14 protein-coding genes and 3 pseudogenes are annotated in these 12,931 nt (G+C 50.8%); 12 read left to right on the top strand and 5 right to left on the bottom strand.

Annotation, left to right across the window (positions count from 1 at the left end; translation table 11 throughout):
- The first annotated feature begins 11 nt into the window (after window positions 1-11).
- The gene (gene tkt, locus Electrica_RS15485) at window positions 12-2,015 is read left to right on the top strand and encodes a transketolase (protein WP_141964908.1); all 2,004 of its coding nucleotides are present in this window, start codon (window positions 12-14) and stop codon (window positions 2,013-2,015) included.
- Window positions 2,016-2,119: 104 nt separating this feature from the next.
- Here tkt and Electrica_RS15480 read toward each other — a convergent pair whose 3' ends face one another.
- Both Electrica_RS15480 and Electrica_RS15475 read right to left on the bottom strand, forming a co-directional pair.
- On the bottom strand, window positions 2,120-2,410 hold the full coding sequence (locus tag Electrica_RS15480; RefSeq protein WP_141964907.1) for a pentapeptide MXKDX repeat protein: 291 nt from the start codon (window positions 2,408-2,410) through the stop codon (window positions 2,120-2,122).
- Between the two features lie 49 nt (window positions 2,411-2,459).
- Window positions 2,460-2,795, bottom strand: a pseudogene (locus Electrica_RS15475) (molybdopterin-dependent oxidoreductase); the annotation flags it as partial.
- Between Electrica_RS15475 and Electrica_RS28940 the strand changes: the two are divergent.
- The 7 genes and pseudogenes from Electrica_RS28940 to lysC form a co-directional block, all read left to right on the top strand.
- A complete protein-coding gene (locus tag Electrica_RS28940; RefSeq protein WP_228267425.1) occupies window positions 2,682-3,164 on the top strand; it encodes a hypothetical protein in 483 nt (160 codons plus the stop codon). The pseudogene Electrica_RS15475 and the gene Electrica_RS28940 sit on opposite strands and share 114 nt — an antisense overlap.
- An 877-nt stretch (window positions 3,165-4,041) precedes the next feature.
- Window positions 4,042-4,236 (top strand): hypothetical protein, encoded by a 195-nt coding sequence (locus Electrica_RS15465; RefSeq protein ID WP_141964906.1) that lies wholly within the window; start codon window positions 4,042-4,044, stop codon window positions 4,234-4,236.
- 553 nt (window positions 4,237-4,789) lie between these two features.
- On the top strand, window positions 4,790-5,005 hold the full coding sequence (locus tag Electrica_RS15460) for a class II holin family protein (RefSeq protein WP_131050591.1): 216 nt from the start codon (window positions 4,790-4,792) through the stop codon (window positions 5,003-5,005).
- Entirely contained in the window at window positions 5,005-5,571 is a 567-nt protein-coding gene (locus Electrica_RS15455) for a lysozyme (RefSeq protein ID WP_141964905.1), read from the top strand. Before Electrica_RS15460 ends, Electrica_RS15455 begins: the two co-directional genes overlap by 1 nt.
- Window positions 5,571-6,032, top strand: coding sequence for a lysis protein (locus tag Electrica_RS15450; protein WP_141964904.1), 462 nt, complete (start codon window positions 5,571-5,573; stop codon window positions 6,030-6,032). Before Electrica_RS15455 ends, Electrica_RS15450 begins: the two co-directional genes overlap by 1 nt.
- Window positions 6,033-6,082: 50 nt before the next feature.
- On the top strand, window positions 6,083-6,595 hold the full coding sequence (locus tag Electrica_RS28935; protein WP_228267375.1) for a hypothetical protein: 513 nt from the start codon (window positions 6,083-6,085) through the stop codon (window positions 6,593-6,595).
- Window positions 6,596-6,660: 65 nt separating this feature from the next.
- Window positions 6,661-6,867, top strand: a pseudogene (gene lysC / locus Electrica_RS28930) (Rz1-like lysis system protein LysC); the annotation flags it as partial.
- Between the two features lie 29 nt (window positions 6,868-6,896).
- On the opposite strand, the gene Electrica_RS15435 reads toward lysC, so the two are convergent.
- From Electrica_RS15435 to Electrica_RS15430, 3 genes are all read right to left on the bottom strand, one after another.
- Window positions 6,897-7,457: an ATP-dependent Clp protease proteolytic subunit gene (locus Electrica_RS15435; protein WP_141964902.1), complete on the bottom strand. Its 561-nt coding sequence runs from the start codon at window positions 7,455-7,457 to the stop codon at window positions 6,897-6,899.
- 146 nt (window positions 7,458-7,603) lie between these two features.
- Window positions 7,604-7,774 (bottom strand): hypothetical protein, encoded by a 171-nt coding sequence (locus Electrica_RS28445; RefSeq protein ID WP_167686240.1) that lies wholly within the window; start codon window positions 7,772-7,774, stop codon window positions 7,604-7,606.
- Between the two features lie 184 nt (window positions 7,775-7,958).
- Complete coding sequence (locus Electrica_RS15430; protein WP_141964901.1) at window positions 7,959-8,546, bottom strand: hypothetical protein; 588 nt, start codon at window positions 8,544-8,546, stop codon at window positions 7,959-7,961.
- A gap of 41 nt (window positions 8,547-8,587) precedes the next feature.
- On the opposite strand from Electrica_RS15430, the pseudogene Electrica_RS15425 reads away from it, so the two are divergent.
- The 4 genes and pseudogenes from Electrica_RS15425 to Electrica_RS15410 form a co-directional block, all read left to right on the top strand.
- Window positions 8,588-8,776 (top strand): annotated as a pseudogene (locus Electrica_RS15425) (terminase small subunit); the annotation flags it as partial.
- 117 nt (window positions 8,777-8,893) lie between these two features.
- A complete protein-coding gene (locus tag Electrica_RS29350; protein WP_142255914.1) occupies window positions 8,894-9,340 on the top strand; it encodes a terminase small subunit-like protein in 447 nt (148 codons plus the stop codon).
- On the top strand, window positions 9,309-10,757 hold the full coding sequence (locus tag Electrica_RS15415) for a phage terminase large subunit family protein (protein ID WP_141964900.1): 1,449 nt from the start codon (window positions 9,309-9,311) through the stop codon (window positions 10,755-10,757). The genes Electrica_RS29350 and Electrica_RS15415 overlap by 32 nt, the downstream gene beginning before the upstream one ends.
- Window positions 10,757-12,928, top strand: a complete 2,172-nt coding sequence (locus tag Electrica_RS15410) for a portal protein (protein WP_141964899.1) — start codon at window positions 10,757-10,759, stop codon at window positions 12,926-12,928. Before Electrica_RS15415 ends, Electrica_RS15410 begins: the two co-directional genes overlap by 1 nt.
- The last annotated feature ends 3 nt before the right edge of the window (window positions 12,929-12,931 follow it).

The raw sequence follows: 12,931 nt of genomic DNA, 5'->3' as shown, positions 1-12,931 counted from the left end.
GAAAGAAGCTCATGAACACCACGAAAACCCCCCGCCGTCTGTGCGCCAACGCGCTGCGTGCGCTGAGCATGGATGCGGTACAGAAAGCCAAATCCGGCCACCCCGGTGCCCCGATGGGGATGGCTGACATTGCGGAGGTCCTGTGGCGGGACTTCCTGCGACATAACCCGAACAACCCGGCCTGGGCCGACCGCGACCGCTTTGTGCTGTCCAACGGCCACGGCTCCATGCTGATTTACAGCCTGCTGCACCTCACCGGTTATGATCTGCCGATCGAAGAGCTGAAAAACTTCCGTCAGCTGCACTCTAAGACGCCGGGCCACCCGGAAGTGGGCTACACCGCTGGCGTTGAAACCACCACCGGCCCGTTGGGCCAGGGGATTGCTAACGCCGTGGGCATGGCTATCGCGGAAAAAACGCTGGCTGCGCAGTTCAACCGTCCGGGCCACGATATCGTCGACCACTTCACCTACGCCTTTATGGGCGACGGCTGCATGATGGAAGGGATCTCTCACGAGGTCTGCTCCCTGGCCGGTACCCTGAAACTGGGTAAACTGGTGGCGTTCTATGATGATAACGGGATCTCCATCGACGGTCATGTAGAAGGCTGGTTCACCGATGACACCGCGAAGCGTTTCGAAGCCTACGGCTGGCACGTGGTGCGCGGCGTTGACGGTCACGACGCTGACGCCATCAAACGCGCGGTAGAAGAAGCGCGTGCGGTCACCGACAAACCGTCCCTGCTGATGTGCAAAACCATCATCGGTTTCGGTTCGCCGAACAAAGCCGGTACTCACGACTCTCACGGCGCCCCGCTGGGTGATGCAGAAATCGCGCTGACCCGCGAAGCGCTGGGCTGGAAACATCCGGCCTTCGACATCCCGTCTGACATCTATGCGCAGTGGGATGCCAAAGAAGCCGGTCAGGCGAAAGAGTCTGCCTGGAACGAAAAATTCGCGGCCTACGCCAAAGCCTTCCCGCAGGAAGCGGCTGAATTCACCCGTCGTATGAAGGGCGAAATGCCGGCTGACTTCGACGCCAAAGCCAGTGAATTTATCGCTAAGCTGCAGGCTAACCCGGCGAAAATCGCCAGCCGTAAAGCGTCGCAGAATGCGATTGAAGCGTTTGGTCCGCTGCTGCCGGAATTCCTCGGCGGTTCCGCTGACCTGGCACCGTCCAACCTGACTCTCTGGTCTGGTTCGAAAGCGATTAACGAAGACACCGCCGGTAACTATATCCATTACGGCGTGCGTGAATTCGGCATGACCGCGATCGCCAACGGGATCTCTCTGCACGGTGGTTTCCTGCCGTACACCTCCACCTTCCTGATGTTCGTGGAATATGCCCGTAACGCGGTGCGTATGGCGGCGCTGATGAAACAGCGTCAGGTGATGGTCTACACCCACGACTCCATCGGCCTGGGCGAAGATGGCCCGACTCACCAGCCGGTAGAGCAGGTGGCTTCCCTGCGCGTGACTCCGAACATGTCCACATGGCGTCCGTGTGACCAGGTGGAATCGGCGGTGGCGTGGAAATATGGCGTTGAGCGTCACGACGGCCCGACCGCGCTGATTCTCTCTCGTCAGAACCTGGCGCAGCAGGATCGTAGCGAACAGCAGTTGAAAGACATCGCTCGCGGTGGCTACGTGCTGAAAGAGTGCGCCGGTCAGCCGGAGCTTATCTTCATTGCCACCGGCTCTGAAGTGGAGCTGGCGGTTGCCGCGTGGGACAAACTGACTGCCGAAGGGGTGAAGGCGCGCGTGGTCTCCATGCCGTCTACCGACGCGTTCGACAAGCAGGATGCGGCGTACCGTGAATCCGTACTGCCGAAAGCGGTCTCTGCTCGCGTGGCCATCGAAGCCGGAATTGCTGACTACTGGTTCAAATACGTCGGCCTGAACGGCGCTATCGTTGGCATGACCACCTTCGGTGAGTCTGCGCCGGCAGAGCTGCTGTTCGAAGAGTTCGGCTTCACCGTTGACAACGTGGTCGCTAAAGCGAAAGCGCTGCTGTAGTCATAGCGTCGCAGAACGCGCGGGCTTTGGCTCCATGAAATGAAAAGGGGGTTACCTGACCAACCGGCAGGCACCCCCTTTGACCTCGTCGCCGGGCGGCGCGGTTATTGTTTACCCATCGCGTCTTTGCCCATTTTGTCTTTCGACATTGGATCTTTGGCCATACCGTCTTTGCTCATGGCATCCTTGCCCATGCTATCCTTCGACATCCCATCTTTCGACATACACTCTTTTTTCATGCTATCTTTCGTGCAGTTGTAAGACATCTTACCCATATTATCTTTGGCCATATTATCTTTGGCCATGTTATCTTTCGCCATATTATCGGCAGCGTAGACGCTGGATATACCGAAAAATAAAGCAGAGCACATCAGTAAGGTATTCATTTTTTTCATTTGGTAATTCCTTCATGTTGTATAAATAATGGATGATGACGGCTATAAATTAACTACCCGCGAACCAGTTATAACCCTGGTCTTCCCAGTAGCCGCCGGGGTAACGATTGGTCACTTCAATCGCCATAATATGTTTCGGGTTTTTATAGCCGAGCTTGGTTGGAATTCTTAACTTCATCGGAAAACCATATTTACGCGGCAATAGCTGGCCATCGTAGGTTAATGCAATAATCGTCTGGGGATGGAGCGCAGTGGCCATGTCGATACTGGTATAATAATTATCAGCACAGCGAAAACTGACGTAGCTGGCGCGCAGATCGGCACCGATCCTTTTGAGGAAGAGGGCAAAAGGAACCCCGCCCCATTTACCAATGGCGCTCCATCCTTAGAGCGCTTTACCGCGGCAATTGAGCAGGCAAGGGCTGAGGGATTTCGTGGGCCCAATGCTTTGAAGCGTGCACAGGCCATTCTCTGGCCAAAGCAGGAGAGCAGCGTGATAGATACCGCCATCAGCAACGACGACGTCGAATTCATGGAGAAGTGTGTACTGAATGCCTTTGAGGTTACCGACCCGATTTACATCGTCGGAATGAGTTACTACACAACCCGAAAAAAAATATCAGACATAACCAGAGAACTTCAGAAGTTGGCGCCCTGGCTGACGGCGGACCAGTCGAGAGAGCGCGTGAAATGGTGCCTCAAGATATTTCAGGGGAAGGCATTTTTAGCCGCCCGCAAAAACCTGAGAAGTTAGCCGATTTAGCTTTTTGTGCTCTTAATTGAAATTAACATTGATTTTCACCCAGAAGTTTAGATAATTCATTCATGCTTGGCAGAGCTGCGCAACGATGGCAGCGATGAGAAGCGACAATTTGAACATGACGAAAGCCCCGCCCTTGCGGGGTTTTTGCTTTCCGGCGATACGACAGGGGTATTCGCGAGATGCATTGCATCAGTACCCCTGTCACATCGTCGTAGAGCGACGCCAACAACTCTCAAGCCTCAGCGCTCGCTGGGGCTTTTTTGTCTCTGCATTTCACCGCATACCGCAATGCGCATTAACCACGTCGAACCAATGAGTTTTTGAGGAGGTTAGCTAGCGCTGGCGAGCCTCCGATGGGGCGATTTCCTGTCTGTTTACTTTCTGTTAACAAGAGGAAGATAAGAGTTGAAGAAACATTTACCTTTTATCGGTTATTTTACAAAAAACGGTAAAGAGGTAGTGTTGTGAAAAAAATAGGGTTCGCACTGTTCTTTGTCAGTTGTCTTGCGGTAAGCTCTGCGATGTATTACTACCTTTACACGCAGTTTGAAGCTCTCCACGAGCATCCCGAGGGGCAGAAAGTAACAGATGAGAACCTGGATAACTGTGATTGTCTTTTTTACGTGCTTTCTGGCAGGGATGATTATGTATTACAGTATCCTTAAAGATTTTCTGTCTGATATTCAGTTTTTTCAATGATATAGATAGTAAATAGCGCAAATTTTACTCTTTTCCCATGAAAGTTATCAACACTGAAGCCTGAGGTTCACGCCTTGGGCTTTTTGCTTTCTGCAATCCGGTCAGGGCTCTTGAGTGAATACGTGCCGCACTACACGTTGAAGCTCATACGCGAGAGTCCTGAGCCAGATTGAAGAGCACAACAGGTAAGAGCATTGAGTCGATAATCGTGAAGAGTCGGCGTGCCTGGTTAGCCAGTGCTCTTTCCGTTGTGCTGCTCGTAGCGTGGCGGCTGGCGGGCATGCTGCTGGATCTGGTTCTGCTGGTGGTTATCGTTGCGGCGTTGGCGGTCTACGCACACCGGTCATTTAAGCGAAAAGCGTGATATTGTGCAAAAGGCATCTAAATGGTGCCTTTGACAGAGTGTCAGGTTATTGACGGCAGGGATGATGGCATCATAGATTATCGGTGTGGTGAATCCCCCTATGCGGCGGGGCGAAACGACCAGATTAATCATGTTGTGAGTCAATTAACGATGCGAGCCCCTGGTGGTCGACCAAAGGCTCACCGGGAGGCACCCGGCGCCACACAGCAGGTGTAGGTTTCAATCTACCGATGCTTTAGTCCAGACGTGCAGGACTTTAAATAACGACAACGGTGACGGCAGGGAAGAAGACCTGCAACAGACTCTTAAGCCTCGGTACTCCCGGGGCTTTTCTTTGGGCGAAAAAAGCCCGCTCAGAGCTGCCACCAGGCGGCTCTTTCTGTTTTGGCCGCCAGAACGTCATTCACTCTGTGCGTTGTCGTTAATCCATCTGGCGGCCATTCCATAACTCATAAGGCTCACGGGGAATGAACTGGAAGCGATCTTGCTAATCCAGCCTGTTGAGCCGCCCTTTTAAACACACAGCGCCATCCGTCAACAACGGAGGTGGAGCATGCACAGAATGGACAAACTCACTACAGGCATTGCCTACGGCTCGTCCGCAGGTAGCGCGGGGTTCTGGATGCTACAACTGCTCGACAAAGTATCCCCATCCCAGTGGGCTGCCATTGGCGTTCTTGGGAGTCTGGTATTCGGTTTCCTTACCTACCTGACAAATTTGTATTTCAAAATCAAAGAAGACCGGCGTAAAGCTGCAAGGGGTGAATAATGTCTCCAGCACTTCGAAAAAGTGTCATTGCAGCTGTTGGCGGTGGAGCTGTTGCTATCGCTTCTGCGCTTATCACAGGTCCGACTGGTAACGATGGGCTTGAGGGTGTGCGGTATAAGCCTTATCAGGATGTGGTTGGCGTCTGGACGGTCTGCTATGGCCACACGGGCAACGATATCCTGCTAGGCAAAACCTACACCGAGACTGAGTGTCGCTCACTGCTCAATAAAGACCTGAACACCGTCGCCCGCCAGATTAACCCGTATATCAAACAGCCAATCCCCGAAACGATGCGTGGGGCGCTGTACTCGTTCGCGTATAACGTTGGCGCTGGCAATTTCCAGACCTCCACGCTGCTGCGCAAAATCAACCATGGCGACCAGAACGGCGCGTGTGACCAGTTGCGCCGCTGGACCTACGCCAAAGGCAAGCAGTGGAAGGGTCTGGTAACGCGCCGCGAGATTGAGCGCGAAGTGTGTCTATGGGGTGAAAAACCACAGAAAGTAGATGATGGTTTCGGGCCATTAAATCCCGGCGTTCCGCCATCTGCTCCGGGAGTATTCTGATGAGCCGCTTAACCGCCATTATCAGCGCAGTGGTTATCTGCCTGATTGTTTGTCTTGGGTGGCTTGCCAGTCACTACCACACCAATGCTACCGAATATAAGCGCCAGCGCGACAAGAAAACACAGGCGCTGAATCTGGCGAACGCCACTATCACCGACATGCAGACCCGTCAGCGTGACGTCGCTGCACTGGATGCCAAATACACAGGAGAACTGGCAGATGCTAAAGCCACTATCGATCAGCTTGAGCGTGATGTTGCTTCTGGCAAGCGTCGGCTGCAGCTCAACGCAAAATGTCCCGCGAACGGAGCGACCGGCGCCAGCGGCATGGGCGATGCTTCCGGCCCCCGACTTACTGACTCCGCTGAACGGGATTATTGGCGTCTCCGAGCCGGAATCGCCACCATCACAGGGCAAGTGAGCTACCTGCAGGACTACATCCGCACGCAGTGCCTGAAGTGATCAAGTAGTGTATCTTTTTGGGATTACAACTACTCATAACAGGAACCACAATGAGTGATTCATCCCCATTAGCTTTAATAAAAACCTTTTTTAAAGACTCAGTGGCTTTTCTTGCCTCGGTACTGGTTCTAGTTGCTGGCTCATATTACTTGGCTGCAATTTACTTTTCTGAGCGGGTTAATCTAATGGCTTCAATAACATATCTCATTTCTGCCATCTCGTTCTCGGTGCTGACGATCATATCACTGTGTTATGTCGGTTCTGATGCATACAAGCTATGCCGGAAGTTGCGCAGTAAGGGAATGAGATATTTTGTCATAGCAATAATTATTCTAAATTCAGTTGGTTATATAGGAACAATTTTTATCTCTGCCGCAAACGTCAGGCAAGCAGCAAAAATAGTTTCAATACCCGATGAATTACGAAAATCTAATGTTGCCCCTGATATCCCTAAAGGAATTACTTGGGGGCAGTTGCTCGATCTTTATGGCGATACGCTGGTTTCGCTCAAGCAGTGTAATGATGACAAGCAAGAGATAATAAACAAAATCGACAAACAGTGAATCGTCAAAATGATTTGAATTTCCATCACAAAAGCCACCGTTAGCAGGTGGCTTTTTAATTGGTCAGCAATACGCGAACGGTTTACATCAAGGTACCGGTGGTTCCGTTGCCATCCAGCCTGACAGCTGATACACCGCAACCGGCAATCCCAGACAATCTGACGTGGGGCGAGAGCCTGGATTTAAACGTCAACCTGCTATCGGCGCTGGGGCAATGCAATCGGGATAAGGCTGATATCCGGAGCGCTGAGAAGAAACGAGCGGGCCAATGAGCCCGCACTTATTGGGAGACTCAATAATGTTACAGAACCCACCATCTGATCGACTCGGCAGGTATGGTAGCAGCCTCGACCTTCTGGACCATACTCAACTCGGTGGCCCTTCCCGGATCAATGATGGTTGCAGAAGTAATCAAATCACCCCAGTCAATTTGCTCGTCTGGGGTAATAGCGAGAGACTCGGCATTCATCACTTTTACAAATCGGTGCAAGTCGTCATCCAGGCATGCTGCCCACTCCCTAAGCCTGAGGTGGTCTGCTTGTGGTGCTGCAAAACCCCAATGTAGAGGATGTAGCAAAAACCTTGAGAGCGGATTAGCAAATCGCTCAGAACCAGCCATGAAAATAACATTTGCAATAGATTCAACGTTACTCAGGTTATGTGTCGTCACCTTTACTGGAAGAGATTTCAGGAAGTTATATGCAGTAAAACCAGCAACGGTATCGCCGCCCTTACTTGAGATATAAAGTCTAATTTCTGAAATTACTTGGTTGGGATTCGATATCGCTTTAAGGCAAACGTCCATAAGGCTAGTGACAGAAGGAACGGTTACATCTGTCATGAAGTGAACGGTATGGATCATTTCAGTTTCCCCGAGGTATGCCGCAATTGGCATTTTCATAATGCACATTAGGTGAAAGGTTTTCTGCTTAAAGGTAGATGAAATAATTTCATGAAGCAGGACATTACAGAGCCACTTCAAGAGGTGGCTCGATAATGCCATAAGGGTTATTTTTTTCTGAGAACAAGACGCAGCATGCATGCAATGTAGACAATGCTGCCTACAGCCGAAACGATGGCGAGATTTCGTTTTTCAGGTGAAGAGAACTCCATCATGCTATTAACCAGGCAAAACATCATAATGGCTATCCCTGCCCAGCGAATCTGATTCTTACTCATTGGGGCATACCTCTGTGGGTAAGCATGGTTTCGCCGATATGTTACCCCAGCCAGTTTTGGAAATTATCAACAAACCATCAACGCCAGATAGCATTACAGGAGCCATTCACAGAGTGGCTTCGATAATGCTTCCATTGCCAGTGATTTAAATTACGCTCTGTTTACTGGTTGAATTTGGTAAATTTTAAGTGTCTTTTGTTTTCAATTTGGGCAGCGTGTATATGTTAAATGTATATGTCGAAGTTACGTTTCCGTGAACTTTAATGCTAATTGCTTTTTTTTGAAATTCTCTAGGAAAAGCATCTAGTTCTTCCAAAGTTCTCACGCAAAAGGATATGTCATTGGTATCTCTTTGGAGGAATTTTACTTTCCCTATTAGTGGGGGTGTGTGAATAATTCTTTGCTGGATCACGTGAACAAAGTGAGTAGTTGGTAACACTACCGTCCTTGATAGGTCCGACAGAATGTCTCTTTGCACCGGTTCAAGAAGCAAATCTCGCGGATAGTGATGTTTGAGTTCTATGGTGGCGATACTATCGCTGTCTTCGATGGACGATTGCGGCGGTTCATAGATCGATAAGTCTACTGCACCACCTCTAAGTTTAGGATGTTCACTTATAGCTACCACAGAGCTTATCTGGTTAATGATAACTACCAACTCGTCACGAATCTGAGTTTCATGCTTACGGTTGTAAAAGTGAGCATTAAGTTCATCCAGTTTTTTTAACATCCTTTCATGTTTTATCGCTTCCAGCAGTAAATCCTGAATCATAGCATCCCTTAATCTATTCAAATGGTTAAAAAGGATTATACATGGCAAAACCGGACTGGGGCGAGCTTCAGCAACGGTTCCTGTCCGAACATGCCGCAACCGGCGTATCACCGAAGGACTGGTGTGAAGCGCAGGGACTGAACTACGCTACTGCCCGTCGATATATCAAGAAACCCACTGCGCAAACTGCGCAAAAACCTGCGCAGAAGAAATTGCGCACTGCGCAAAAAAGCGATCCGCTCAAAGATAATGCGCAATCTCCGCCTTCAAATAAAACCGGTGAGATTCAACCTCCAGGAAAAGAGTGCACAAGGACCAGAAACAGGTCTGGGCGCCCTACAGACTATATGCCAGAGGTGGCAGAGGATATCTGCAATCTTCTTATGCTTGGTGAAAGTTTGCGTTCAATTTGTAAGCGTCCCGGCATGCCATCTATCAGGTCTGTAATGTATTGGTTGCAGAGGCATGAAGACTTTATGCAACAGTACGCGCGGGCGCGCGAGATTCAGGCGGAATTGTTAGCCGAAGAAATAATCGAAATAGCCGATGACAGCGCGGGAGACATCATCGTAGATGACGACGGTAAGGAGCAGACCAATCATGAGCGAGTGGCACGATCAAGGCTTCGGGTTGATGCCCGAAAATGGTATGTGTCAAAGCTTGCACCTAAACGCTATGGAGAAAGAGTGCAGCATGACCAAAAAATCACGATTACCGACCTGACCGATGAAGAGTTAGATCGGCGCCTGCAGGAGCTAACAGATGCACAATCTCAGCCGGGAGGAGAAAGTTGAGCTGATAAAGCTTCTGGAGGAGAAAAAGCGAAGGGCAAAGGTTTATCGGTACAGGAGTTATTACGATACACGCTATGCCTGGCAGAGAAAATTCATATCAGCAACAGCCGAATACCGCCAGTGCGCACTGATAGCCGCAAACCGGGTTGGGAAAACAGATACCGCCACATATATCGATGCCATCCATTTACTGGGTGAATATCCTGAGGGGTGGGAGGGTCACCGGTTCGGCCATGCCCCATTAATGTGGTGCCTGGGTTATTCCGGCGAGAAATGCAGAGATCTCCTCCAGGCTGCCATTATCGGTAAAAAGGTAAACGGACAGTTTTCTGGCGGCCTTATTCCACCGGATCGCATTGTATCAACCGAACCCATGACGGGGACGCCAAATGCAGTTCGTTCCGCCTATATCAGGCACAGTAGTGGAGACCTTAGCAAAATTCAGTTCTGGTCATATACGCAGGGCCAGCATGCATTGATGGGTGATGATATCGACTGGTTCCACATTGACGAAGAGCCAGAGGACCAGACCATTTACCCGCAGGTGCTAACGCGTACCGCTACAGGTGACCAGGGCCGTGGCGGTCGTGGAATTCTGACGTTTACGCCGGAGAACGGACGCACTGAGTTGGTTATTCAGCTACTCGATACACCTGCCGAATCTCAATTTTGCATGAATGTTGGGTGGGATGACGCGCCGCACCTGACAGAAGAAACGAAGAAATCACTTCTCGAATCATATCCACCGCATCAGCGCGACATGCGCACAAAAGGTATTCCAATGCTTGGACACGGTCGCATATTCGATTTCAGCGAAGACACGATCACCTGTGAGCCATTCCCGATACCGAAGCATTACATGGTTATCGATGGTATGGACTTCGGCTGGGACCATCCGCAGAGTCGCGTTCAGTTGGCCATCGATTTAGAGAATGAAACCTTCTACGTAACCAAAGCGTGGAAAGCGAGCAAGACATCTCCCGCCGAGGCTTGGGGTGCCACTAAGTCATGGGCTAACAAGGTGCCAACGGCATGGCCTCAGGATGGATTGCAGACAGAGAAGGGAAGCGGTCTACAGCAGCGTGAATATTATAAAGATGCTGGGTTTTTAATGCTACCTGACTGCGCTCAGTGGCCTGATGGCTCCCGTTCGGTAGAGCCTGGACTATTTGAGTTGCATGATCTGATGAACTCCGGAAGGTTTAAGGTTTTTGCAGGTCTGCGTGACTGGTTCGAAGAGTTTAATTTTTATCATCGTGATGATCGAGGGCGCATCGTCAAGACACGCGATGATCTCATGGATGCTACGAGATACGCTTATATGATGCGCCGCTTTGCAAAACGCTATGGTGATATTGGTGTCGTTAAAGAAAAGGTAATCCCCGCTCCGATTAGACCAGTTTCCAGAGGAAGATAATGGCTGATAACGAAAACAGACTGGAGAGCATTCTGTGTCGCTTTGACGCAGACTGGACAGCCGGAGACGAAGCCAGAACCGAGGCTAAGAACGACTTATTCTTTAGTCGGGTGAGCCAATGGGATGACTGGCTAACGCAGTACACAACCTTGCAGTATCGCGGCCAGTTCGATGTTGTGCGACCTGTAGTGCGTAAGCTCGTTGCAGAGATGCGCCAGAACCCTGTTGACGTCCTGTATCGTCCTAAGGACGGAGCCAGCCCTGATGCCGCAGATACCCTTATGGGGATGTACCGCACCGACATGCGGCATAACTCGGCAAAGATAGCTGTCAACGTCGCTGTACGTGAGCAGGTTGAGGCTGGCGTTGGTGCATGGCGTATCGTCACAGACTATGAAGATCAGGACCCTACAAGTAACAATCAGGTTATTCGCAGAGAGCCGATACACTCTGCCTGCTCATGCGTCATATGGGACAGCAACAGCAAGCAGATGGACAAGAGCGATGCGAAGCACTGCACTGTCATCCACTCGATGAGCCGTGACGGCTGGAAGAATTTCGCAGAAGAAAACGATATCGACGCGAGCAATCAGCCGAGCTTCCAAAGTCCGAATGACTGGGTATTCCCCTGGCTGACGCAGGACACGATTCACATCGCTGAATTTTATGAAGTGGTGGAGAAGAAAGAGACTGCGTTTATCTATCAGGACCCGATGACGGGGGAGCCGGTCAGCTACTTCAAGCGTGATATTAAGGATGTCATCGACGAGCTTGCAGAACGTGGCATGGTGAAGATTGCCGAGCGTCAGATTAAGCGCAAGCGCGTGTACAAAACGCTGCTTTCCTGCACTGATATCTACAAAGACAAGCAGATGATCGCCGGCGAGCATATCCCGATTGTACCGTGCTTCGGTGAATGGGGATTTGTCGAGAGCAAAGAGGTTTATGAGGGCGTCGTTCGCCTGACAAAAGACGGTCAGCGTCTGCGAAACATGATTATGTCATTCAACGCCGACATTGTGGCCCGCACCCCGAAGAAGAAGCCAATCTTCTGGGCTGAGCAGATCGCTGGCTATGAGCACATGTATGACGGTAACGATGATTACCCGTACTACCTGTTGAATCGTACCGATGAGAATAACGGTGATTTACCACCGCAGCCGATTGCCTATATTGAAAACCCGGAAGTGCCTCAGGCTAACGCCTACATGCTGGAGGCTGCAACCAATGCAGTAAAAGAGGTTGCGACTCTTGGTGTTGATGCAGAGGCAGTAAATGGCGGCCAGGTCGCTTTCGAGACCGTCAATCAGTTAAATATGCGATCGGACCTCGAAACCTACGTATTTCAGGATAACCTGGCTACAGCCATGCGGCGCGATGGTGAGATTTATCAGTCCATCGTCAACGATATCTATGACGTCCCCCGCAAAGTAACCATCACGCTTGAAGATGGCAGCGAGAAAGATGTTCAGTTGCTGGCTGAAATGGTTGACCTGAGTACCGGTCAGCATGTTGTCATGAATGACATTCGTGGTCGCTATGAGTGCTATACCGATGTCGGCCCATCATTCCAGAGCATGAAGCAGCAGAACCGCGCAGAGATTTTGGAATTGCTTGGCAAGACGCCACAGGGAACGCCTGAATATCAGTTACTACTGCTCCAGTACTTCACGCTACTGGATGGTAAAGGCGTTGAGCTGATGCGTGACTATGCCAACAAGCAATTAATACTGATGGGGGCAAAACGACCAGAAACGCCAGAGGAGCAGCAATGGATTGTAGAGGCTCAACAGGCCAGCCAAGGCCAACAAGACCCGGCAATGGTCCAGGCTCAAGGCGTGCTACTGCAGGGACAGGCGGATCTGCAAAGAGCGCAGAATGAGCAGGCGAAAATCCAGGTCGAAGCGTTTAAAGCGCAGACTGAGGCGCAGGTGTCAGCCGCACGCGTGGTCGAGATTCTGGCATCTGCCGACAGCACCAAGAAAAATGATGTGATCGCCGCACTGAAACTGCTTGGCGACTTCCAGACAAAGCAGGGTGACAGCGCCCGTGCCGATGCTGAGCTTGTCCTGAAAGGGCAAGGACAAATCCACTCCCACCGCATGGATTTAACCAATCTTCTGCGGCAAGTAAATCAACCCTCCGGCGGAGAAGCCGAGATTCCTCAATAGCGA

This window comes from Klebsiella electrica (assembly GCF_006711645.1).
GTDB classification, from domain to species: Bacteria; Pseudomonadota; Gammaproteobacteria; order Enterobacterales; family Enterobacteriaceae; genus Klebsiella; species Klebsiella electrica.
Note: the sequence above shows the minus strand (reverse complement) of the source record. Positions and strands in the feature narration are given on the sequence as shown.